A 22,124-nucleotide genomic window follows, 5' to 3' on the forward strand; every position below is an offset into this window, starting at 1 on the left:
GAGGTTAAGTTTTGCTCGGTGGAGTGCCGGCTTCCTTGGTTTGGTCGTCTTCAGACTCAATTAATACGCCATCTGCATCGTCGGTGCGTTGATTGCTTGTCAAGGGGGCTTTGGGGGATTCTATTTCGTGTTGCTCGTGATGTATCTCTTCGTTGTGCGTGTTGTCATCATGGGCGTGCGGATTATCATCGTGGGTACTGTTTTCTGGATGATGATTTTCTTGGCTACGATCATAATCCTCATCGAACGATTTGTGTTCAAGCGCCTCGCCAGAGGTATGTGATTTTATATCTTGCTCTAGCTGGGTTCTCGCTTCGCGAAGCTTTTCCAAGGAGGCCATGATCTCTTCGTTGCGTAGCTCTCGGCGAATTTCATCAGCGCCAATATGCTGCTCAATTTCACGGCGGGTGTCGCCAATTGAGCGCTTTATGCGGCCAATCCATAGGGCGCCGGTACGAATGGCGCCAGGCAGTTTGTCGGGGCCAATAACGACAAGGCCCACGCCGCCAACGACGAGTAGCTCGAATAAACCAATATCAAACACGAGGGATTACTGCTTGCTGTCGGTTTGAGTTTTTTCTACAGGGGCCTCTGTGCTTTTGGTATCGGCACTGGGGGCTGCGGTGGTTTCGTCGTCTACACGCTTTTGCTCTTCGGTAGCTTCAGTTTTGTCGTCTGTAATGGCTTTTTTAAAGCCTTTAATGGCGCCACCAAGGTCGCCGCCTAAGCCTTTAAGCCGCTTAGTGCCAAACAATAGCAATACAATGACCAATACAATGAGGAGCTGCCAAATACCAATGCCACTTAACATATCAAAAACCTTTTCTTTGCGGTGAGTTCTACTGCTATAACATGAAGCCTTGGTTCTGCATCTATGCATGTTATGCAGTTATTGTTGAGTTATAGCCTTATCGTTATTTTAGGCTTTAAGTCGTTATTATTTATCGCGTTGTGCTTTTTCTTCTAGGCCGGAAAGATCAAAACGTCGAGCAAGTTCATCAACAACGGCATTTGCATCTTCACCTAGGTGAGAAAGCATCACCAAGGAGTGAAACCATAAGTCGGCGGTTTCGTAGATAACCTCTTGATTATTACCGCTAACTGCGGCGTCTTTTGCTGCGAGTAATGTCTCTGTACATTCCTCCCCAACCTTCTCAAGGATCTTATTTAAGCCCTTTTGATGCAAAAGCGCAACGTAGGATTGCTCGGGGTTTGCACTTGTTTTGCGCTCGTTTAACACTTCGCTAAGTTGGCGGAGTACATCGCTCATGAGTAAATCTCTTTAGGGTCTTTCAATACGGGATCTTTTGTTTGCCACTGCTCGCCATCAAGCACGCGGTAAAAGCAAGACTCGCGTCCAGTGTGACAAGCAATGCCGCCACATTGTTCAATTTGTAGGGTTACCACGTCTGCGTCGCAGTCTAGGCGAATTTCAAAGACTTTTTGTTGGTGCCCAGAAGATTCGCCTTTGCGCCACAGCGCTTGGCGCGAACGAGACCAGTATACGGCATATCCGGTGCGTGCTGTTTCCGCTAGTGCATCGCGGTTCATCCAGGCCATCATCAATATGCGGCCAGTTTTGGCATCTTGAGCGATAGCGGGTACTAGCCCGTCGGGCGTCCACTTAACGTCGTCTAAAAAGCTCGCTTTGGGGGCGTTATTCATGTGTTGCTACTTAGCCCAAAGGCATTAATGGGTGCCTTCCCTTTGTTGGGGAGGGCAGGGTTTATTTCAACAGTATATCGAGGTTTTGTTGCGATCGAGTGAAACAGTCGGCAAATGCGTGGATTACTCAACTGGCTTGTGAATGGTCGGTTTGTTATGGATGGCTAAGCTTTATACTTGCAGCATAAATATAGGAAAGGGAGGCTTGCGTATTTCCTTGGTCAAACTTATACCCACACATATTTGTCTTCGCTACCGTTAAAAAGGTATTCAGTTACGCGCTCAGAGTGGCTGGTGTAGCCGCTAAGGTGGGTTTCGTGTGCTGCTTGCGCATGTCTAAGTGTAACGGTTACGGCAAGTAAGCAAGATGCAGCTAATAAGATGATTGCCCGCGCCCAAGATAGCTTTTCCCATTTCATACCGTCTCCTCATACGAATAGTGATTCAAAGAAATGAAAAACATCGTTACTCTCGTTACTTTAACGCTAGCACAGGGCTTGGAGCTTTGCCGGTCAGTGGTCGGAAAGTGTTCAGGGTATTGTTGGTGTTTGTCTTGGTGCCGGGAGGGGGGAAGCGGTAAGGCGCCCTTAATAGAGCGCCTTAGTGGTTGCTGGTATTCAGTAATCTCTGTCGTTCATTGGTGAGTCGGCAGGGGATGTTTCCGGTGCTTGCCAGCCGGCAAGTGTCCACAAGCCTTGCGGGTTATGCCCTGTCGTTTGTGCGGCACCGGTATCGCCAGAATGCAAATAGAGTGGCTTTCCGTTCCAGCTCCATTGCATACCGTCTGCGCGTGCCACTAAGCCGAACTTACCACTTGCATAGCTGTTTGCATGCGCCATCAGCGGTGGCCAAGCTTCGGCACATGCGCCGTTGCACGCTAGCATTGCGGTATCGGGATTGGTGCTAAAGTCGCCGTCATTGGCAAACACATACAAACTGTAACCATTAACGTTTTCTTCGCGGCTTTCCCAGCTGTTATCGGTTTTGCGCCACACTAGTGCAGAACCGTCGATAGCTAAAGCGTTGCCTTGTGTGGTTGGTTGCCAGTGTATCGGTGTAATGGCAGTGCGTTGCCAGCCATTAATATCGGCACCTATGGCATCGCCACGGGTATCGGCGCTAAATAAATGTAGCGCTTGCCCTTGGTAGGTGAGCTGTGCAAGTGCTTCGTTGTCTGTAGTTTGAAGTGAGTAAGGTTTTGGCAGGTTAACGTCCGCAGGGATAAGGATGGCTGGCCAGTTATCAAGGCAGGCGCCGGTACAAGGTCCGTCGCTTGTTTTGATATAGGTGGTGCGCAAGCTTAAGGCATCTAATGTGGTTGCGTGTTGGGTTTGGGTATTCAATAAACCAGAAACCTGTAGCCAGTTATTGCTGTTCAAGGTGGGTGTTGCTGTGGCTATTGGCCAATTGGGGCTTTTAACGGGCGGGTTGGCAGCCACGCTTTTGGTATATAAAGGCATGCCGTAAAGGCTTGCCTGCCAATAATCATCATCGCGCTCGAATTTGCCAAACGGAGCCTCTAGCACTTTATCTTCGGCGGTCAGTAAGGGTTGCCATTGGTTTAAGCAGGCTTCTGTATTGCATGTGCTTTGTTCTGGCGTGTCGTTTGTATAGGTGTATAGCCACTGCCAGCTGTCCACGGTTGTTGAAAGGGCATTGCCGTTTTCCCATTGCAGGCTGCTAAAACCTGCCAGCACTTTATAACTATTGCCATATTCGTGTTGATCCAGTTTGAATGTAGGGCGGCTAATGGCTGTGGCTGTAATGCCATAGCCGCCGACGATAAAGGCTGAAACCTTATCGGCGCACACGCTATCGCAAGCGCTGGTATTATCCTTGGGCATATTGCTGGCGATATAAGCGCTTAATTCATTTGCTGGGCGCGCATTGTTTATTGGTGTATTGCCGTTGCCGGTTTCTCCGTGACAGCCAGCGCATTGGGTGCTGTAAAGCTCTGCGCCGGTTAGAGAGGAGTTATCGTTGTTGCTGGGCGACGGGGTGCTGTAACTGGAGCCGTCACTGCCGCAAGCCTGCAGTAAACCGAGCGCCGAGACCGCAAGAGCGCCGCCAAGAAACCGTGTGATGGAGTGTGGGTGCATTATGCATTTCCTTGTTGGGTGAGTCGTGTTGCTTTGGTGACTTCCTGTACGGCGCGGCCACTTAAAAGTTGCGCTTAATCGGTTTAATGGTGGCAAATGTTGTTTCATGGCCGCTGGCGACTAGCGGCACTATCTGGTACTGTGCATGCCGTTAAACGACGTATCAAACAGCGCTAAAGGCCCTATGTTTGTTGGGGGTAAGCTGTTTTAGGTCTTTTCATGTAATACGTTAAACTCAACAAAAAAGCACCGTTAGTGTGCTTCTAATCCAACCAGCAATAGGAAGAAATATTATGGCGATTGAATTACCTGCTTTGCCTTACGCTAAAGATGCGTTGGCGCCTCACATTTCTGAGGAAACGCTAGAATTTCACTACGGCAAGCATCATCAAACTTACGTGACTAAGCTTAACGGCTTAATTCCTGGTACCGAATTTGAAGGCAAAAGCCTTGAAGATATCGTTAAGACATCTTCTGGTGGTGTTTTTAATAACGCAGCTCAAATTTGGAACCACACTTTCTACTGGAACTGCTTAAGCCCAAATGGCGGCGGCGCAGCTTCGGGTGCTTTGGGTGACGCTATCACAGCTGAATTCGGTTCATTCGATGCTTTTAAAGAGGCTTTCACTACATCGGCTATCAACAACTTTGGTTCTTCGTGGACTTGGTTGGTGAAAAGCGAAGATGGCTCTTTGAAAATTGTTAATACCAGCAATGCGGCTACACCATTAACAGAAAAGGGCGTGACGCCGCTGTTAACTGTTGACTTGTGGGAGCACGCTTACTACATCGATTACCGCAATGCTCGTCCTACTTACATGAACGCCTTCTGGGCGCTTGTAAACTGGGATTTTGCAAATCAAAACTTCGCTTAATTTCTAAGCTGTTTTTAAAAGGAGGCTTTCGCCTCCTTTTTTTTGTATACTGGCGCCTTTTCACCTGCCTTATAGTATCAATGACTGAACGCCGCGAACCGACCTTATCTGCTTCAAACTTATCTGATCAGGCTGTGCTTGATGAGCCGCAGGCTATTGCATCTAAGGCCAGCTCCAGAAAAACAGCGCGTCCGGCACCGGTTAGCCAGCGTGTCGTTGAGGTGAAATCGCCTTTGGCACCACTTGCGCTGGTCGCCTCGATCGTCTCTTTAGGTTTTGTTGGGTTGCTGTTTTGGCAGGTAACCACGCTGGATGACGAGCGGAAAAACTTAATTCAACAGCTCGGCAGTGCTGATGCCCGCATTGCTGAACTTGAGCAAAAACTTACTGTTACTGGGGATGCGTCTGAGCAATCGCTGACCACTCTTGGGGCAGGAGTCAAAACGTTGGATGCTGACGTTAAAGAAAATAGCTCCGAAATTCGCAAACTTTGGGGGGTCGCGTATGATCGAAACCGCAAAGCTATCGAAGAAAACAAAAAAACGGTGGAAACAGTTGAAAAAGCTGTCGCAAACCTAAAAGCAGCCCAGCAGAAAGACCAAAAAGCACTACAAGCGGCGATTGCTGACTTGCAGGGCGAACTGGCGGTGTTGAGCGAAGTGCAAGAGTCGCAGCAATCAGCCTTAAGCCAAAGCCGTAATATATCGGCTCAGCTACAGGCGCTTAAAACTGATCTAAGCAGTCGTGTTAATGCAAACGAAGAGGCCATTAAAGCTATCGATGCCTTCCGTTTGCAGGTCAATCGACAAATACTACAAATGGGCGGTACTGCAAACCCGTGACCTGCCCATTAACTCACCTGATAAATTCTTAGGAGTGCTCTAATGCCATCTAGAAAAGACCTCGCCAATGCAATCCGTGCTTTGAGCATGGATGCTGTACAAAAAGCCAAAAGTGGCCACCCTGGTGCGCCAATGGGCATGGCAGATATTGCACAAGTTTTGTGGTGTGACTTTTTAAAGCACAACCCTTCAAACCCTTCTTGGACAGATCGCGATCGCTTTGTATTATCAAACGGTCACGGCTCTATGTTGATTTACTCTTTGCTTCACCTTTCTGGTTACGACTTGCCAATTGATGAGCTGAAGCAATTCCGTCAATTGCACTCAAAAACACCCGGCCACCCTGAGTACGGTTATACCGTAGGCGTAGAAACCACGACAGGTCCTTTGGGGCAGGGTATTGCTAATGCCGTAGGTATGGCCATCGCCGAGAAAACCTTAGCGGCGCAGTTTAACCGTGAAGGCCACGAAGTTGTTGATCACAACACCTATGCCTTTATGGGCGACGGTTGTTTGATGGAAGGTATTTCGCACGAAGCTTGTTCTTTGGCGGGTACTCTAGGTTTGGGCAAATTAATTGCTTTCTGGGATGACAACGGCATCTCAATTGATGGTCACGTAGAAGGTTGGTTTACCGATAATACACCGGCGCGTTTTGAGTCTTACGGCTGGCATGTGATTCCTGCGGTTGATGGTCACGACCCTGAAGCGATTAAAGCAGCTATTGAAGCGGCTAAAGCTGAAACCGGCAAGCCCACTTTAATTTGTACTAAAACCATTATTGGTTTTGGTTCACCTAACAAGTCTGGCAGCCACGATTGTCACGGCGCACCTTTAGGTGATGAAGAAATTGCAGCTGCTCGTGAATTCTTGAGCTGGCCGCACGCACCTTTTGAAATTCCTGCTGAGGTTTATGCTGGCTGGGATTGCAAAGAAGCTGGTGCAAGCGCTGAAAGCGCTTGGGATAAAAAGTTTGCAGCTTATCAAGCCGCACATCCTGAGTTGGCAGCCGAATACGAGCGCCGAGTAGTTAAGGGTGATTTACCTGCAGACTTCGAAGAGAAAGCGACAGCGTGGATCAAAGAATGCCAAGACAAAGGCGAGAACATTGCAAGTCGTAAGGCTTCGCAAAACTCAATTGGTGTCTTTGGTGCAATCTTGCCCGAGCTGTTGGGTGGTTCTGCCGATTTGGCTGGCTCCAACCTAACATTGTGGAGCGGTTCAAAAGGCATTACTAAAGAAGACGCTAGCGGCAACTACTTGTTCTACGGAGTGCGCGAGTTTGGTATGAGCGCATTAATGAACGGTATTTCTTTGCACGGTGGTTTTATTAACTACGGCGCAACCTTCTTAATGTTTATGGAATATGCACGCAACGCTGTGCGTATGTCTGCTTTGATGGGTGCGCAAAACATTTTTGTTTACACGCACGATTCAATCGGCCAAGGCGAAGATGGCCCTACGCACCAGCCAATCGAGCAACTAGCAACTTTACGTTTAACGCCAAAACTACACACCTGGCGTCCATGTGATGCGGCTGAAACCGCTGTATCTTGGAAATCGGCTATTCAGTATAAAGATGGCCCATCGGCGCTTATCTTTAGCCGTCAAGGTTTGCCGGCTATGGCGCGTACCGAAGAGCAATTGGCTAATGTAGCTAAAGGTGGTTATATCCTAAGCGATTGCGAAGGCACCCCAGAAGCTATTTTGATCGCGACAGGTTCTGAAGTAGGCTTGGCGATGAAATCTGCCGAAGCATTAGCGGCTAAAGGCAAGAAAGTTCGCGTTGTTTCAATGCCTTGTACTAACATCTTTGACCAGCAAGATGCGGAATACAAGCAAAGTGTATTGCCTGTTGAAGTGACTGCACGTGTTGCTATTGAAGCGGCACATGTTGATTACTGGGCTAAATATGTTGGCCTTGAGGGCGCGGTTGTTGGCATGAGCTCTTTCGGTGAGTCTGCTCCTGGTAATGTATTACTTGAGCACTTTGGTTTTACTGCTGAAAATGTTGTGAACACTACATTAGAATTATTAGATTAATTCGTAAGGGCGCCTACGGGCGCCTTTTTACCCTTTGTTTTCCTGAATTCAGCTCTAACAATTTAGTGTGTCGAATACCTATGATGTCAGTCTCCGCAAGTGCGGAGAACCTGAGTATTTAGAACTGTATTTAGCTTATTAAGTTTTTATTTAATCACCGTTTTATCCGGTTCGTTGGAGAATCACTATGACCATCAAATTAATGGCAAACCTCGACCTTAAAGGCAAGCGTGTACTTATTCGTGAAGATTTAAATGTGCCAAGTATGGATGGAAAAATTACGTCCGACGTGCGCATCCGCGCGGCGCTTCCGACCATTAAAATGGCTCTAGAAGCCGGTGCTAAAGTGATAGTGATGAGCCACTTGGGCCGCCCCACAGAAGGTGAATACGAAGAACAGTATTCGTTGAAGCCTGTGGCTACATACTTAGGCGAGCTATTAGGTAAAGATGTACCTGTAGTGCGCGATTGGAAAAGCGGTGTAGATGTTGCCGAAGGTGAATTAATTTTATTGGAAAATGTGCGCTTTAATTTGGGTGAAAAGGGCGATGACGAAGGCTTGTCGAAAGCCTATGCGAACCTTTGTGATATCTATGTTATGGATGCTTTTGGTACTGCACACCGCGCGCAAGCTTCAACCCATGGCGTTGCACGCTTTGCCCCAGTTGCTTGCGCTGGCCCATTGTTAGCGGCTGAGCTAGATGCCTTAGAAAAGTCTATGGCCAAGCCCGCCCGCCCAGTGGTTGCCATCGTTGGTGGTTCGAAAGTGTCTTCGAAATTAACGGTTTTAGATGCGCTGTCTAAAATTGCAGACACTCTAGTAGTGGGTGGCGGTATTTCAAATACATTTGTTGCTGCAGCCGGTAATGAAGTCGGTAATTCGCTTTATGAAAAAGATTTAATTCCAGAAGCGCAGCGTTTGTGTAAAGAAACAGAAGTTGTTTATGCCACCGATGTTCGCACAACAAAAGAAGGCTTTAAAGAGTGGAGCCATAGTTCTAAAACTGAAGTGCGTAAACCTTCAGAAATTAGCGCCGACGAAGAAATTATCGACTATGGCCCAGAAACGGCTGCTCGTGTTGCCGAAATTATCAAAAATGCAAAAACAGTTATTTGGAATGGCCCTTGTGGTGTTTTTGAATTTGACGCGTTCGCTAAAGGCACCGAAGTGGTTGCGCGTGCAATCGCGGCTAGCGAAGCCTTTTCTATTGCCGGTGGTGGCGATACTCTAGCGGCTATTGATAAATTTGATTTGGCCGACGGGATTTCTTATATCTCTACTGGTGGCGGTGCTTTCCTTGAGTATGTAGAAGGTAAAAAGTTACCGGCTGTTCAAGTGCTGGAATCACGCGCACACTAAGTTCTTTGTGTTGTGTTAAAAAGGCGGTAACCGTTGGTTGCCGCCTTTTTTGTTTTTCTTAAACTCGTTATTTTACGCCGTTATCCCGCGTACAGCCCGGGTTGCCTCATTGTGAGATTTTTCCATAAGCTGCTGCATCAGCAGGTAAGTTGGCCGCTTGAATTGGTTGTAAGGTTCCCGTTTTAAATCCTTCTTATAGTTTCCCATTTACATTTAGTGTTGATGAAGCCTGCACGCTCGGTAGCTTTGAGTCTCATTATTGACGTCGCATGTTAACCCTGTAGTCTTTCCGGCAAGTACATGCTAACTAAAAAATGAAAGATATCAATGAGGGTGGCCGCGCCAATTGAGTCGAGGCCACAGCGCTACAGCTTTCGCGAGCATCGACTGGGTGGGTAGGGCTTAATAATCCGCTAGCCATTTAGCGGCTTGAGCTTTAATCTGTGCGTCATTCAATAATGTCTGATTCTGGTGTGCTTTATGCAAAATGACACGTTACTTAGCCGCTTGGCCGAAGCCAAGGCGGAATTATCATCTGTGCAGGATTGGTTGCGTTTTACCGCCAAGGTTTTTGATGATGCGAATCTTTTTTATGGTCATGGTACAGACAACGCTTGGGATGAAGCCGTGCAATTGGTTGTGTGGCAAGCTGGGGTGCCGTGGGGTAAGCATGAGCATGTTTTGGCTGCGCGTTTTACAACAACGGAAAAAGCCGCTTTGTGCGAGGCCATTGCCAAGCGTGTAGGGGAGCGTTTGCCGCTGCCTTATATTACGCGGCAAGCCTATTTTGCTGAGCTTCCATTTGAAGTCAGTGAGGATACTTTAATTCCACGTTCACCATTTGCAGAGCTAATTGAAAACGGTTTTCAGCCTTGGCTGGCGATGCCGCCGCGTGCATTACTCGATTTGTGCACCGGTAGTGGCTGTATTGGAATCGCGTGTGCGTTGTTGTTTGAAGAGGCTGAAGTCGATTTGAGTGATATATCTGCTCCAGCGTTAGCGGTGGCAGAGCGTAACATCGAGCGGTATCACTTGGCGGAGCGTGTGACGGCTATTGAATCGGACCTTTTTGATAATTTACAGGGCCGTAAGTACGATTTAATAGTGAGCAATCCGCCTTATGTCGATGTGACTGATTTAGCCTCTATGCCGGCGGAATTTCAGCATGAGCCTGCGCTGGCGTTAGGTTCTGGCGATGATGGCCTCGATTTTACTCGGCGCTTATTGCGTGAAGCCCGCGATTTTTTAACCGATGATGGCGTGCTCATTGTAGAGGTGGGTAATAGCTGGAACGCCCTAGAGTATGCATTTCCCGATGTGGCTTTCACATGGGTAGAGTTTGAGGCGGGAGGACACGGCGTATTCTTGTTAACAGCGGCTGAGCTGGAGTCTATTAATCTCTAGGGTGGTTGCAATTATTGTTTTGTAGTAGAAAAACCAGCATAAAAACTATGCTGGTTTTAAAATGATTAATCTTTAACTAATAATGTTTTAGTTAAAACATTACTCGATGTTTGTAGGTTTTGATCTGGCTGGCCGCCACCGACACTAATGATAAATTCCCCTTCGGGGTATATGCGTTGGCCCGCGTCACTCAATATCGAAAAAGCTTCTTTTTCGATATTGAGTGTTATTGTTTGTGGAGTATTGGGTTCCAAATGAATTCGTTTAAAGGCGGCTAAGCTTCTAAGGGGTTCATGTTGTTCTCTGTTTTTTCTAGACACATAAACTTGAAGCACCTCCTCGCCGGCGGAATTGGATTGGTTTTCAAGTGTGACCGAAACTTCTATATTTGACTGTGTGTTAGTTGTTGTTGGAATATTCAGTTGACTATATTCAAAGCGGCTAAAGCTTAAGCCGTAGCCAAATGGGTAGAGTGGTTCTTTTTTATAATAGCGGTAAGTTTGACTGCTCATTGTGTAGTCTTCAAAAGGGGGAAGGTCGGCTACGCTTTTATAAAACGTTACTGGTAGCCTGCCTGCTGGGTTGTAATCGCCAAATAAAATATCGGCAATTGCCGTGCCGGCGGCTTGCCCTGGGTACCAAGCTTCCACGATTGCTGGTATATGTTCTTGCGCCCAATTAATTGCGAGTGCACTGCCATTTAAAGCGACGAGAACAGTGGGTTTGTTTAGGGCCGAAACGGCTTTAATTAATTCTTGCTGGGGGCCCGGAAGTGATATTTTTGTGCGGTCTCCACCGCGAAATCCGTCGACATCCACATCCATTTCTTCGCCTTCCATTTGTGGTGTTAAGCCCATGACAAGCACAATGGCATCTGACTGTTTTGCTAAAGCGATGGCGTTCTCTTGTAGTTTGGTTTTAGGGGCTGCCCATACCAATTGCACTGAAGCATCGGCATAGGTTTCGCGTGCAGTTATTTCAATGTTGTAGCTTTGACCCGCTTCAAGCTGAATCCAGTCAGAGCTTTTGTGTCGTGGGTCGCCATATTCATCGCGAAAATGGTAAGCGGTATTAACGACTTTCTCGCCGTTTAAATAGACATTCGTATTGCAGGTACTTCGTACACCGAGTTTATAAGCACCACTGACATCTGGGGTGAGTTGCCCACGCCAGCGAACGGCAAAGTCGTCATCGTCCATATCTTGCCGAGGAGCTTTATCTTGCCAGTTAATATCAATAAGGGGGTGTTGCGAAGAATAGAGTGGTGTGCCCTTAATGTTGGCTTGATTAAAAAAATCTACCGCGAGACCTGGCTTATCTTCATGGCTAAAAACATGACTAGGTATTGTATAGAACATTGGGATGCCGTCAGCTAATTCGGAGCCTTGTGCATAAGTGACGGTGGTATTTTTTGATACGGCTTGCTGTATACCTTCTAGCGGGGTTATAGCTTTTTCGGGTACGCCATTGTAATTGCCGAGCAGGGTAAGCCACTGGTTGGCGTTAGGCCTATAACGGCAATAGATTTCAAATCCTTTTTTAAAGGTAGGGTGTTGTTGTCGTTCTTGAGCAATACTATTGAATGGCGTGCGGCTTTTAATGCCAGCGCCTGATGTTTTTCACTATTAACGACATCGTATGGGGTGTTGGCATATTTCACGGTTTCTGGGGCGTCGAACATGCCTAACTGCATTCGTGCGGTCATTAGGCGCTTTAATGCTACGTCAATTTCGGCTTCCGTAATTAACCCTTCGCTGACGGCTAGCGGCAAGCTTTTGTACATTTTCCCGCAATTTAGGTCTGTGCCGGCTTGCACGCTAACGGCAGCGCTTTGTTGTTCCGTTTGTGTAACTTTGTGGTGTTTGTGAATGTCTTCAATCGCGCCGCAGTCCGAAACGACAAAGCCTTCAAACTTCCAATCTTCTCGCAGTATTTTTTTAAGCAGCGTTGGGCTGGCGCACGCTGGCTCGCCATTAAAGCGGTTGTATGCGCACATAACCGACTGAGCGCCACCTTCTTTTAATGCCATTTCAAACTGCGGGAGGTAATTTTGATAAAGCTCGCGGGTGTTTATAACTGCATTAAAGCTGTGTCGTTCCGGTTCCGGCCCGTTATGCACAGCAAAGTGTTTGACGGTTGCAACGGTCTTTAAGTACTGCTCGTCATCGCCTTGTAATCCTTGAATAAATTGCACGGCCAGTTTGCCGGTTAAAAATGGGTCCTCGCCGTAGGTTTCTTGGCCGCGCCCCCAGCGAGGGTCGCGAAAAATATTGATATTGGGTGACCAAATAGTAAGGCCCTGATAAATATTACGCTTGCCTTTGGCGGCAAAGGCGTGATGCTTGGCTCTTGCTTCATCACCAATTGCGCCCGCAACATCATGCATAAGGTCTTCGTCCCAAGTGGCAGCAAGGCCAATGGCTTGCGGGAATACAGTGGCCAAACCAGCACGCGCCACCCCGTGCAACCCCTCGGTCCACCAGTTGTATTCGGGAATCCCCAAGCGTTCAATGGCAGGGGATTGGTTTTGCATTTGCAGTGCTTTTTCTTCCAGCGTCATGCGCTGGATTAAATCATCGACGCGTTCTTCTGTTGTGAGTGCTGTGTTCTTATAGGGCGGTACTTGGTATGTCGTTGTTTTGGTCGTGCTGCAGCTGCTAGCGCACAAGGCGATGGCAATACTTACTGCCATCATGCGCCAAGCGCTGCATTTTTTTGTGGAAATTATCGCTTCAACATGATTTTTGGTGGCGGCTGGCAGGTTAAGCATTATGTCGTCATCTCAAGTGTGTAGTTAGCAGGAATAGTTTTACAGTAACGGGCCGCAAGCGATGTGGCAATGCTGATAGCTTAAAAGTATGACAGTCATAGAGTGGTCTTGTGGCTTTTAATCTTCGGCTAGTTGGCGTTATTGCTGTGCTGGTAAAAAACACGCATTAGCGTGTTAATTTAGGGTTATTTGTTATCGGCTTTTTCCCGTCACAATCGACGGCTTTGCCCAGCGATTAGCCTTGTAGCGACCGAGCAATGGCTTTTTCAAACATAATGATATTAAAGGAGTCCTGGTGCATGTCGCGTTATTTACGTTTTTTCTTTAAGTGCACGGTTGCCTATTGCTTGACGCTATTTTTCTTGCCGTTAGCTAATGCGCAGTGGCCATTGAATGTTATTACTGCTCTCGCAAAAGATGATCCGCTTTATAAAGGGTTGCTGCATTTTCAAAAAGAGATCGCCGAACGCAGTAATGGTCAAATTTCAGTACGTATTTTTTATGGCTCACAACTAGGTAGTGACGAAGATATTCTTGAGCAGGCGCGCGCCGGCGCTAATGTTGCGGTGGTTATTGATGGTGGCCGCTTGTCTTTTTATGCCCCGCCCTTTGGTATTTTAGCTGCACCTTATTTAGTTAAAGATAGGCATCAGGCTAGAGCCTTAGTGACTTCTTCACTATTTAATACATGGGAGCAACAACTTAGAGACGCAGCGCACTTGCAAGTGCTGTCGTTTAATTGGTGGCAAGGTGAGCGGCATGTGTTAGCGCAGAAAGCTGTGGCCACACCTAGTGATTTGCAGGGTGTGCGCCTGCGCACCATTGGCGCTCCGGTATTTATTGAAACAATGCGAGCGATGGGAGCGACGCCAACACCGATGTCGTGGGCTGAAGTTTATCCCGCATTGCAGCAAGGTGTGATTGATGGTGGGGAAGCGCAGCATCAAGGCACCTATAGTTCTAGATTGTATGAGGTTGTTAGCCATATCAGCAAAACAGGGCATATTCATTTGATGACAGGCATTGTTGTGTCTACGCAATGGTTTGATGCTTTACCTACACCGCTGAGAAAACTTGTACGCGATGTAGCGGTTGAAGCTGGTGATGTTGCCAGTAATCTTACTGCGCAACGGCAAGCGGGTTTCGAAAAAAAGATGCGTGAACATGGTACTGTAATTACCGATATAGACCGCACTCCATTTATACAAGCAACCGCGGCTGTTTATAAAAAACTTGGTTATGAGGATTTGCGTGAGCAAGTCGCAAATGCGCTAAGCCAGCCAGTTATTCAACGCGAGGAGGGCAAACATGGCATTAATTAGCCTTTGGGTAAAGCTTGAACGATCGGTTGCAGCGATTATGCTTGCTTTAATTGTCTTGTGTGTTTTTTTTGCGGCGTTAATGCGAACAGCAGGTTTCCCTGTTATTTGGTCTGTTGATATTGCTCAGCTTTTGTTTGTTTGGGTTTGTATTATAGGTGGTAACCAAGCGATGCGAGATGGCGATCATGTAGGTGTTGATTACTTTGTAAAGCGCTTACCACTAAGGCTTCAGTTAAGCATTGATGCTGTTGTGTATATATTGATGGCTGCATTTTTAACGATGCTAATTGTATATGGTATTAAGTTAACGTTATTAAATCCTGAGCGTGAGCTCGGTGCCGCCCAACTGCCTTATAGTCTGGTAACCATTGCAATTCCCGTTGGCGGAGGCTTGATGTTATGTACAGTTATTGCTCAAGGTCTTTACCTTTTTCGGGTATGTGTTGGCAATTTGGTGCCAGATTATTCGTTACCATTTATGCAAAAGTTTGTCGGCGATAACGATAGCGCTCCAGCAGCAAAGGCGGCGGCATGATTACGGTTGTGGTTGTTTTTTTTGTTTTACTTGTAATTCGTATGCCTTTGGCATTTGCGGTAGGTATTGCTGGGGCCAGTTATTTTATTGGGTCAGAATTCTTACCGCTGACGGTTGCAGTACAGCGTATCGCCAGTGCTAGCCAAAGCTTTCCTCTTTTAGCTTTGCCCTTTTTTATCTTAGCTGGCCAGCTAATGAATATCAGTGGGATTACCTCGCATCTTATTCGTTTTTCTCAGCTATTGGTGTCTTGGATCAGTGGTGGCTTGGCGCATGTCTCTATTGTGCTAAGCGCTATGATGGGCGGGGTTTCGGGTTCTGCAGTGGCTGATGCTTCTATGCAAGCTCGCGTATTAGGTCCGGCAATGATTGACTCTGGTTTATCAAAAGGGTTTACCAGCGCTTCGATTGCGGTGGGTGCATTAATAACGGCAACTATTCCTCCAAGCATTGGGTTAATCCTTTATGGTTTTATGGGTAATGTTTCGATTGGAAAGTTGTTTATAGCAGGCTTGATTCCTGGCGTTTTGATGACGTTGGTCTTAATGGCTGCGGTTTATATTGTTGCTAGGCGGCGGGGAATTGGTGCGCAAACATCACAAAAGCCTTCAGGCAAAGCGATTTTGAAAGGTTTGCTTGATGCCAAGTGGGCGGTGTTATTCCCCGTTCTATTAATTGTCACTATTCGCTGGGGGATTTTTACGCCGTCAGAAGCGGGAGCTTTTGCGGTTATTTATGCTCTGGGTGTAGGCCACTTTGCGTATCGGAATTTAACGCTCGATAAGATATTTCAAGCATTGAAAAAAAGTGTTAACGATATAGGGATGATTATGTTGATTATCCTATTTGCTAATATCGTGGCATATGCTATTGCCTTTGAGCAGCTACCACAAACAATGACACAGGCCCTGGTAGCAACCACCGAAAGTCCAACGCTTATGCTGCTTATGATACTGGCATTTTTAACGCTGATGGGCATGTTTATGGAGGCAACAGTTATTGTACTGTTGTTAACACCAATTTTGGTGCCCATAGTTATAGCGCTGGGCATAGACCCTGTACATTTTGGTATTTTAATGATGATAGTAGTTACCTTAGGTGGAATGACGCCGCCGGTAGGTGTAGCGATGTATGCGGTTTGCGGTATTTTGAAGTGTCCAACAGAGCGTTATGTGGTTGAGTCTATTCCTTTAATTGCAGCAGTTTTACTGTTGGTACTGTTTTTAGCGCTTTTCCCCAGTGTAGTTTTGTTTTTGCCCAACGGTTTAATGCCATAGGTAGTGTATATGCTTGATAAAACAGTAGGTTTTTTAGGCGAGTGTATGGTTGAGCTGAAAGGCTCCCCGCAAAAGGGTATTACTCAGGGTTATGCTGGCGATACTCTAAATACAGCACTTTACTTTAACCGTTTACTGAAAGCCACAGGCGTAAAGACGCAGTACATTACAGCGTTGGGTATTGATGCGTTTAGTTGCCATATGTTGGAGTTTATTCAATACGAAGATATTAAAACGGATTTTGTGCTGCGCCACAAAGACAAGCTGCCGGGCATTTACGCTATTAATGTCGATGCTAATGGTGAGCGTAGCTTCAGCTATTGGCGCGACCAAGCTGCGGCTAAGTTTTATTTTGATGAGCATTTAAATGCGCAAATATTTCAAGCACTTAGCCAGCTAGATGCGTTGTATTTGAGCGGTATTAGTTTGGCAATATTGCCTGATGCTGGCCTTTCTCGCCTATTTGATCTGATCGATAGCATCAAGGCCAATGGTGGCGCTATCTATTTTGATAATAATTTTCGGCCTAGACTTTGGCCTGATTTAGTCAGAGCCCGTGCAGTCTATGAAAAAGTGTTAAGACAGGCTGATGTTGCGTTGCTAACTTTGGATGATGAAGCATTGCTGTTTGGCTGTAATACAGCAGAAGCGGTTTTGGAGCGCTTAGCCCCGTTAAATATACCGGAAATAGTTATTAAGCAAGGCAAAGATGCATGCATTATTGCCCGTTTAGGTAGCAAGGTAAGTGTTAATGCCCAGCGCATTGATACTCCGATAGATACTACCGCAGCGGGTGATTCTTTTGGTGCGGGCTATTTGGCCTCTCGTATGGCTGGCGGAGATGTGTGTATGGCGGCGCAAGCGGGGCATCGCTTAGCTGCTGCTGTTATTCAATTTGAAGGGGCTATTGTGCCTGAAATTAATATGCCAAAGGATCTAGTGCTTAGTGCTTAGTGCTTAGTGCTTAGTCATAAGGTTGCGTTAATTTGGAATGAGGAGTACTGCGATGAAAATCGTTGAAGCAAAAGTTATTGTATGTTGCCCAGGTCGTAATTTTGTGACTTTAAAAATTACAACGGATCAAGGCGTTTATGGTGTTGGTGATGCAACATTAAATGGCAGAGAAAAAGCGGTTGTCGCTTTTTTAGAGGATTACCTCTGCCCAATGTTGATTGGTAAAGATCCGCGCCGCATTGAAGATATTTGGCAATTTTTTTACCGCGGTATTTACTGGCGTCGTGGTGCGGTAAATATGACAGCGATTGCCGCAGTAGATACCGCCCTGTGGGATATAAAAGCCAAAATGGCGAATATGCCATTGTATGAGCTGCTTGGTGGTCGCAGCCGTGACGGTGTGATGGTCTACGCTCATGCAAATGGTAGTGATATTGGTGAAACGCTAGAGCAGGTCCATCAGTTATCTGAGGAAGGGTATAAAGCCATTCGAGTACAGTGTGGCGTGCCAGGGCTAGACCATGTTTATGGCGTGGGAAAAAAAGGCCCCGATGGCACGCGCTATGAACCGGCGGATTCTGATTTGCCAGCAGAGCATGTCTGGTCAACAGAGAAATATTTAAATCATGTGCCAAAATTATTCGAAGCTGTGCGTGATCAAATGGGGGGTGACTTACATATTCTTCACGACGTTCACCATCGTCTTACTCCCATAGAGGCCGCGCGCTTGGGCAAAGAAATTGAGCAGTACAACCTTTTTTGGATGGAAGACCCCGTGCCTGCGGAAAACCAAGAAGGTTTTAAATTAATTCGCCAACATACAACAACACCCATCGCAGTCGGTGAGGTTTTTAGCAGTATTCATGATTGCCGTGAATTAATACAAAATCAATTGATTGATTATATTCGTTCGACAGTGGTTCATGCTGGCGGTATTACCCATTTGCGGCGCATCGCCGATTTCGCTTCGCTTTACCATGTACGTACAGGGTGCCACGGCGCGACGGATTTATCACCTGTGTGCATGGGAGCGGCGCTGCATTTTGATTATTGGGTCCCCAATTTTGGTATTCAAGAACATATGGCGCATGCGGAGGTAACCGAAGAGGTATTTCCCCATGCCTATACTTTTGATAAAGGCTATTTTACGCCTGGCGAAAGTCCAGGGCATGGCGTTGATATTGATGAGAAGCTTGCCGCTAAATACCCCTATCAACGCAAGTGTTTGCCTGTTAACCGCTTAGAAGATGGTACTTTGTGGCATTGGTAGTTATGGTTATGCAGTGTTTGCTAAAGGGCATCTCTAAAAATGCACTTTTTCCGCGATAGCGGCGTCAGCTCCGTCCTCAAGTCCTCATTTACACCACGTAAACTGCGGCTCTCCGGGCGGTGCTTCCTTGCCCTCACACAAAAATTACTATTTTTAGAGGTACCCTAAAGGGTAGTTTTTAATGATTAATGAAAATGATTTGTGCTTAAGCGCTACACAATATGCAGCCGCTGAATTGCCGGCAGGCATTGTACATATTGGTTTAGGTGCGTTTGTGCGTGCGCATTTTGCTGTGTATTTGGAAAAACTACTTAATGCGGGGCAGGCTTCCTATGGCATGTGCGCTGCAAATATCCGCTCTAATGCGGAAATCGTTGAGCAATTAAATCGCCAGCAGAGTTATACCGTGGCCGAGCATGACGCCGATGGTAGTATTGTATTGCGCCAAGTGAGTAGCATATGTGAAGTACTGTATGCCGGCTCTGGGCATGTACAAGCCCTGTTGGAACGATTAAAAAGCCCAGCTGTAAGCATTGTAAGTTTAACGGTTACAGAGAAGGGGTATTTTTTTGATGCGTCACAACAGTTGCTGAAATTGGACGCTGAAGAAATACAGCATGATATTGCTAACCCAAATACACCTAAAACGGCTATTGGAATTTTAGTCGCAAGCTTGCGTTATTATTACGATAGGCATCTACCGCCATTCACTATTCTTAGCTGCGACAATATGCCTCACAATGGCCAATCAACACGAAGTGCTGTTGTTCAGTTGGCGGCTAAATGGGATAGTCAGTTTTCGAAGTGGGTCGAAGCAACGGTTGCTTTTCCTTCAACGATGGTTGATAGGATTGTGCCTGCAGCGACGGAAGAATCTATTATTCAAATTAATAACTTGTTAGTGCAAGCAAAAGCGCCTTGGATACAGCCATATGATCAAGTTCCTATTGCTTGCGAAAGCTTTTCGCAGTGGGTTATTGAAGATACCTTTAGTAAAGGACGGCCAGATTTTTCACTAGTCGGGGCGAATTTTGTTGACGATGTAGCACCTTGGGAAGAAATGAAACTGCGCATGTTGAATGGCAGCCATTCGTTAATTGCTTACTTAGGGTGTTTAGCGGGTTACCAAACGGTCGCGGATTGCATGACCGACGATGCTTTAGTGAAATTAATAAAAGCCTACATGCTCGAAGAGGCTGCGCCTACGTTAAATATGCCAGCGGATGTGAACCTTAGTACTTATGCAGAAGCTCTATTGGTGCGCTTTTCAAACAGTAGTTTGCAGCATCAGACTCGTCAAATTGCTATGGATGGCTCTCAAAAAATACCGCAACGGTGGTTGCAGGGCGCTTGTGTCAATTTGCGGCGCGGCACGCACCCCAAAATAACAGCATTGGGGTTGGCAGCTTGGATTGTGTATTTACAAAATAGCTTAGCTCAAGATGGCTATACCGTAGACGACCCACTTGCTGAAACTCTAGTTCCGTTGGCGGTGCAAGCTAATTCCATGGCCGGCGTTATAGCATTTTTACAACAGCCGGCATTAGCTAAATTTGACTTGGCTGCCTTTCCTGATGTGGTTAAAAGTATCGTTCACTTTATCACTTTGTTGCATCGTGATGTGCGTTCAACTTTTTCGCATTAGCTAACGAAGCCCCAATTTTTTCAAGTATAGATTTTAACGTATAAATATTTAAAGTGACTTTGAATAAAGGCAGCTTTGATATTGTGAGGAATGTATGACGACTTTCTTTGGTGATCACTTCTTATTAACGAATGATGTGTCGCGCCGTTTATACCACGAGGTAGCGGCAGGTTTGCCTATTATCGATTACCACTGTCATTTACCCCCGAGCGAAATTGCACAAGATCGCCGCTATGACAATATGGCTCAAATTTGGTTGGAAGGTGATCATTACAAATGGCGAGCTTTAAGAGCCGCTGGGGTAGAGGAGCGTTTGATTACTGGGGCGGCCAGTGAGCGCGAAAAATACGATGCATGGGCTGCTGTGGTTCCTCAGTGTTTGGGTAATCCACTTTATACGTGGACGCATTTAGAGCTGCGTCGCCCATTTGGCATTTGCGATACCGTATTTGGCCGAAATACAGCTGATAAAATATGGACGCTCACACAAGAAATGCTTTCCCAACCGGGGTTCTCGGCGCAAGGCATTATGCAGCAGATGCAGGTTAAAATGGTGGGTACAACAGACGACCCTATTCACGACTTGCAGCACCATAAACATATTACGGCAAACCCTTTTGGGGTAAAAGTACTGCCAAGTTTTCGCCCTGACCGAGCGTATAAAATAGAGTTGGATGGGTTTGCTGAATATATGACAAGTTTGGGGGAGGCGACGAATACTGTTATTACTCGGTTTCACCATTTGTTAGATGCCCTCACTCAGCGTTTGGATTACTTTGCGGAGCACGGTTGTACAATAGCGGATCACGGTATTGAAATACTGCGTTTTGCCGAGCCTGTAAATGAAGCGGCGTTAGATATCATATTGGCGAAACGCTTAAACAATGAAGCTGTTAGTGAATTAGACATTGCGCAATTTTTTACTGCCGTTAATATTTTTTTGGGGCAGCAGTATGCCAAGCGCAATTGGGTTATGCAGCTTCATATGGGGGCGCAACGCGATAATAATACCCGCATGTTAAATCGAATTGGTCCCAATAGTGGGTTTGATTCAATTGGTGATAGCCCTTTAGCAGCCCCTTTGGCTGGCTTGCTAAATGCAATGGAAGCCACCGGCGAATTACCTAAAACAATTTTGTATTGTATTAACCCGAGCGATAACGAAGTGTTAGCGACTATGGCGGGTAATTTTCAAGGAGTAAATATTGCCAGTAAGGTACAATTTGGTTCTGGCTGGTGGTTTAACGATCAAAAAGATGGCATGCAGCGGCAGTTAATGCAGCTATCCCAGCTGGGAATGTTGAGCCACTTTGTGGGCATGCTAACGGATAGCCGCAGTTTTTTATCCTACACGCGGCATGAATATTTTCGGCGTATTTTATGTGAAATGGTCGGCGGCTGGGTAGTCGCAGGCGAAGCCCCCAATGATTGGGCGCTTCTGAGTGGTTTAATTGCTAACGTTTGCTTTCATAACGCGAACCGCTATTTCGAGCTGGGATTAGATCCAGATTAAGTGGCTTGGCGCAAAGTTTCCCGCAATAATTTAAACAACTTACGCGCATTGGTTGGCGGTTTGTTGTTTAGTTTTTCTGTTTGCGCATTTTTACACACTTGCCTAATTTGCTGGCGGTCTGCAAATGGAAATTCGTTATAAAAGTCGGAGAGGGCACTGGTGTCGTTGCTGTCCAGAAGGCGATCGCGCCAGCCCTCTACAATGTGTAGTCGTCTTGCGTCACCTTGTTGCTCGTCTTCTATTTCTTGGTAGGCAGCCTGAATCGCTTCGTGGTCGGCGGCGCGCATTAACTTTCCAATAAATTGCATGTGGCGCTTTTTGGCGCCATTTTTTCGAATGTTGCGTGTTTCTATGATGGCATCGTAGAGGGTTTCTTCTAGCGGTATTCTTGCGAGCAAATCATCTTTCAATTCGGTGAGTGCTTCACCAAGGTCTTGTAACGCAAGACACTCTTTTTTAATCGCCGTTTTACTGACGATTTCATCGTCATAATCAGTATCGTGCTCGGGTTTATCTTGCATAACTCAAACCTATTCTTTGGTGCCAATAT

General features: G+C 46.5%; 21 protein-coding genes. 12 read left to right on the forward strand and 9 right to left on the reverse strand.

Annotation, left to right across the window (positions count from 1 at the left end; translation table 11 throughout):
* Positions 1-4: 4 nt before the first annotated feature.
* The 6 genes from tatB to MARGE09_RS09135 form a co-directional block, all read right to left on the reverse strand.
* Entirely contained in the window at positions 5-544 is a 540-nt protein-coding gene (tatB, locus tag MARGE09_RS09110) for a Sec-independent protein translocase protein TatB (protein WP_236987021.1), read from the reverse strand.
* Positions 545-550: 6 nt separating this feature from the next.
* The gene (tatA, locus tag MARGE09_RS09115) at positions 551-811 is read right to left on the reverse strand and encodes a twin-arginine translocase TatA/TatE family subunit (RefSeq protein ID WP_236987022.1); all 261 of its coding nucleotides are present in this window, start codon (positions 809-811) and stop codon (positions 551-553) included.
* 126 nt (positions 812-937) lie between these two features.
* The gene (locus MARGE09_RS09120) at positions 938-1,270 is read right to left on the reverse strand and encodes a phosphoribosyl-ATP diphosphatase (RefSeq protein WP_236987023.1); all 333 of its coding nucleotides are present in this window, start codon (positions 1,268-1,270) and stop codon (positions 938-940) included.
* Positions 1,267-1,665 (reverse strand): phosphoribosyl-AMP cyclohydrolase, encoded by a 399-nt coding sequence (hisI, locus tag MARGE09_RS09125; RefSeq protein WP_236987024.1) that lies wholly within the window; start codon positions 1,663-1,665, stop codon positions 1,267-1,269. Before hisI ends, MARGE09_RS09120 begins: the two co-directional genes overlap by 4 nt.
* Before the next feature lie 227 nt (positions 1,666-1,892).
* Positions 1,893-2,084: a hypothetical protein gene (locus MARGE09_RS09130; RefSeq protein ID WP_236987025.1), complete on the reverse strand. Its 192-nt coding sequence runs from the start codon at positions 2,082-2,084 to the stop codon at positions 1,893-1,895.
* 198 nt (positions 2,085-2,282) lie between these two features.
* Positions 2,283-3,764 carry a c-type cytochrome gene (locus tag MARGE09_RS09135; protein WP_236987026.1) on the reverse strand — a complete coding sequence of 494 codons (1,482 nt, stop codon included), beginning with the start codon at positions 3,762-3,764 and terminating at the stop codon, positions 2,283-2,285.
* A gap of 293 nt (positions 3,765-4,057) precedes the next feature.
* Here MARGE09_RS09135 and MARGE09_RS09140 point away from each other — a divergent pair, with 293 nt between their 5' ends.
* From MARGE09_RS09140 to prmB, 5 genes are all read left to right on the forward strand, one after another.
* Positions 4,058-4,639, forward strand: coding sequence for a Fe-Mn family superoxide dismutase (locus MARGE09_RS09140; RefSeq protein WP_236987027.1), 582 nt, complete (start codon positions 4,058-4,060; stop codon positions 4,637-4,639).
* Positions 4,640-4,719: 80 nt separating this feature from the next.
* Positions 4,720-5,481 (forward strand): coiled-coil domain-containing protein, encoded by a 762-nt coding sequence (locus tag MARGE09_RS09145; protein WP_236987028.1) that lies wholly within the window; start codon positions 4,720-4,722, stop codon positions 5,479-5,481.
* A gap of 42 nt (positions 5,482-5,523) precedes the next feature.
* Entirely contained in the window at positions 5,524-7,524 is a 2,001-nt protein-coding gene (gene tkt, locus MARGE09_RS09150) for a transketolase (protein ID WP_236987029.1), read from the forward strand.
* 187 nt (positions 7,525-7,711) lie between these two features.
* Positions 7,712-8,884 (forward strand): phosphoglycerate kinase, encoded by a 1,173-nt coding sequence (locus MARGE09_RS09155; RefSeq protein WP_236987030.1) that lies wholly within the window; start codon positions 7,712-7,714, stop codon positions 8,882-8,884.
* A gap of 480 nt (positions 8,885-9,364) precedes the next feature.
* Positions 9,365-10,288: a 50S ribosomal protein L3 N(5)-glutamine methyltransferase gene (gene prmB, locus MARGE09_RS09160; RefSeq protein WP_236987031.1), complete on the forward strand. Its 924-nt coding sequence runs from the start codon at positions 9,365-9,367 to the stop codon at positions 10,286-10,288.
* Between the two features lie 65 nt (positions 10,289-10,353).
* On the opposite strand, the gene MARGE09_RS09165 is transcribed toward prmB, so the two are convergent.
* Complete coding sequence (locus MARGE09_RS09165) at positions 10,354-11,814, reverse strand: glycoside hydrolase family 3 C-terminal domain-containing protein (protein ID WP_338040762.1); 1,461 nt, start codon at positions 11,812-11,814, stop codon at positions 10,354-10,356.
* Entirely contained in the window at positions 11,733-13,058 is a 1,326-nt protein-coding gene (locus MARGE09_RS09170) for a glycoside hydrolase family 3 protein (protein WP_236987032.1), read from the reverse strand. The genes MARGE09_RS09165 and MARGE09_RS09170 overlap by 82 nt, the downstream gene beginning before the upstream one ends.
* Before the next feature lie 299 nt (positions 13,059-13,357).
* Here MARGE09_RS09170 and MARGE09_RS09175 point away from each other — a divergent pair, with 299 nt between their 5' ends.
* From MARGE09_RS09175 to uxaC, 7 genes are all read left to right on the forward strand, one after another.
* Positions 13,358-14,380 (forward strand): C4-dicarboxylate TRAP transporter substrate-binding protein, encoded by a 1,023-nt coding sequence (locus tag MARGE09_RS09175; protein WP_236987033.1) that lies wholly within the window; start codon positions 13,358-13,360, stop codon positions 14,378-14,380.
* Positions 14,367-14,915: a TRAP transporter small permease gene (locus MARGE09_RS09180; protein WP_236987034.1), complete on the forward strand. Its 549-nt coding sequence runs from the start codon at positions 14,367-14,369 to the stop codon at positions 14,913-14,915. Before MARGE09_RS09175 ends, MARGE09_RS09180 begins: the two co-directional genes overlap by 14 nt.
* The gene (locus MARGE09_RS09185) at positions 14,912-16,192 is read left to right on the forward strand and encodes a TRAP transporter large permease (protein WP_236987035.1); all 1,281 of its coding nucleotides are present in this window, start codon (positions 14,912-14,914) and stop codon (positions 16,190-16,192) included. Before MARGE09_RS09180 ends, MARGE09_RS09185 begins: the two co-directional genes overlap by 4 nt.
* Before the next feature lie 9 nt (positions 16,193-16,201).
* On the forward strand, positions 16,202-17,146 hold the full coding sequence (locus MARGE09_RS09190) for a sugar kinase (RefSeq protein WP_236987036.1): 945 nt from the start codon (positions 16,202-16,204) through the stop codon (positions 17,144-17,146).
* Positions 17,147-17,198: 52 nt separating this feature from the next.
* On the forward strand, positions 17,199-18,416 hold the full coding sequence (manD, locus tag MARGE09_RS09195) for a D-mannonate dehydratase ManD (RefSeq protein ID WP_236987037.1): 1,218 nt from the start codon (positions 17,199-17,201) through the stop codon (positions 18,414-18,416).
* Between the two features lie 181 nt (positions 18,417-18,597).
* Complete coding sequence (locus tag MARGE09_RS09200) at positions 18,598-20,061, forward strand: mannitol dehydrogenase family protein (RefSeq protein ID WP_236987038.1); 1,464 nt, start codon at positions 18,598-18,600, stop codon at positions 20,059-20,061.
* A 94-nt stretch (positions 20,062-20,155) separates the two neighbouring features.
* Positions 20,156-21,574, forward strand: a complete 1,419-nt coding sequence (gene uxaC / locus MARGE09_RS09205) for a glucuronate isomerase (RefSeq protein ID WP_236987039.1) — start codon at positions 20,156-20,158, stop codon at positions 21,572-21,574.
* On the opposite strand, the gene yjgA is transcribed toward uxaC, so the two are convergent.
* Positions 21,571-22,095 carry a ribosome biogenesis factor YjgA gene (gene yjgA / locus MARGE09_RS09210; protein ID WP_236987040.1) on the reverse strand — a complete coding sequence of 175 codons (525 nt, stop codon included), beginning with the start codon at positions 22,093-22,095 and terminating at the stop codon, positions 21,571-21,573. The two genes, uxaC and yjgA, sit on opposite strands and share 4 nt — an antisense overlap.
* Between the last annotated feature and the right edge of the window lie 29 nt (positions 22,096-22,124).

The organism is Marinagarivorans cellulosilyticus (assembly GCF_021655555.1).
Lineage (GTDB): Bacteria > Pseudomonadota > Gammaproteobacteria > Pseudomonadales > Cellvibrionaceae > Marinagarivorans > Marinagarivorans cellulosilyticus.

Excerpts from the sequence above, each read along its gene's own strand:
- manD (WP_236987037.1), top strand. The coding sequence starts at position 17,199 with ATGAAAATCGTTGAAGCAAAAGTTATTGTATGTTGCCCAGGTCGTAAT.
- MARGE09_RS09190 (WP_236987036.1), top strand. The coding sequence starts at position 16,202 with ATGCTTGATAAAACAGTAGGTTTTTTAGGCGAGTGTATGGTTGAGCTG.
- MARGE09_RS09170 (WP_236987032.1), bottom strand. The coding sequence starts at position 13,058 with ATGCTTAACCTGCCAGCCGCCACCAAAAATCATGTTGAAGCGATAATT.
- MARGE09_RS09175 (WP_236987033.1), top strand. The coding sequence starts at position 13,358 with ATGTCGCGTTATTTACGTTTTTTCTTTAAGTGCACGGTTGCCTATTGC.
- MARGE09_RS09130 (WP_236987025.1), bottom strand. The coding sequence starts at position 2,084 with ATGAAATGGGAAAAGCTATCTTGGGCGCGGGCAATCATCTTATTAGCT.
- uxaC (WP_236987039.1), top strand. The coding sequence starts at position 20,156 with ATGACGACTTTCTTTGGTGATCACTTCTTATTAACGAATGATGTGTCG.
- MARGE09_RS09135 (WP_236987026.1), bottom strand. The coding sequence starts at position 3,764 with ATGCACCCACACTCCATCACACGGTTTCTTGGCGGCGCTCTTGCGGTC.
- yjgA (WP_236987040.1), bottom strand. The coding sequence starts at position 22,095 with ATGCAAGATAAACCCGAGCACGATACTGATTATGACGATGAAATCGTC.
- prmB (WP_236987031.1), top strand. The coding sequence starts at position 9,365 with ATGCAAAATGACACGTTACTTAGCCGCTTGGCCGAAGCCAAGGCGGAA.
- tkt (WP_236987029.1), top strand. The coding sequence starts at position 5,524 with ATGCCATCTAGAAAAGACCTCGCCAATGCAATCCGTGCTTTGAGCATG.
- MARGE09_RS09140 (WP_236987027.1), top strand. The coding sequence starts at position 4,058 with ATGGCGATTGAATTACCTGCTTTGCCTTACGCTAAAGATGCGTTGGCG.
- MARGE09_RS09180 (WP_236987034.1), top strand. The coding sequence starts at position 14,367 with ATGGCATTAATTAGCCTTTGGGTAAAGCTTGAACGATCGGTTGCAGCG.
- MARGE09_RS09145 (WP_236987028.1), top strand. The coding sequence starts at position 4,720 with ATGACTGAACGCCGCGAACCGACCTTATCTGCTTCAAACTTATCTGAT.
- MARGE09_RS09185 (WP_236987035.1), top strand. The coding sequence starts at position 14,912 with ATGATTACGGTTGTGGTTGTTTTTTTTGTTTTACTTGTAATTCGTATG.
- MARGE09_RS09200 (WP_236987038.1), top strand. The coding sequence starts at position 18,598 with ATGATTAATGAAAATGATTTGTGCTTAAGCGCTACACAATATGCAGCC.
- MARGE09_RS09155 (WP_236987030.1), top strand. The coding sequence starts at position 7,712 with ATGACCATCAAATTAATGGCAAACCTCGACCTTAAAGGCAAGCGTGTA.
- hisI (WP_236987024.1), bottom strand. The coding sequence starts at position 1,665 with ATGAATAACGCCCCCAAAGCGAGCTTTTTAGACGACGTTAAGTGGACG.
- tatA (WP_236987022.1), bottom strand. The coding sequence starts at position 811 with ATGTTAAGTGGCATTGGTATTTGGCAGCTCCTCATTGTATTGGTCATT.
- MARGE09_RS09120 (WP_236987023.1), bottom strand. The coding sequence starts at position 1,270 with ATGAGCGATGTACTCCGCCAACTTAGCGAAGTGTTAAACGAGCGCAAA.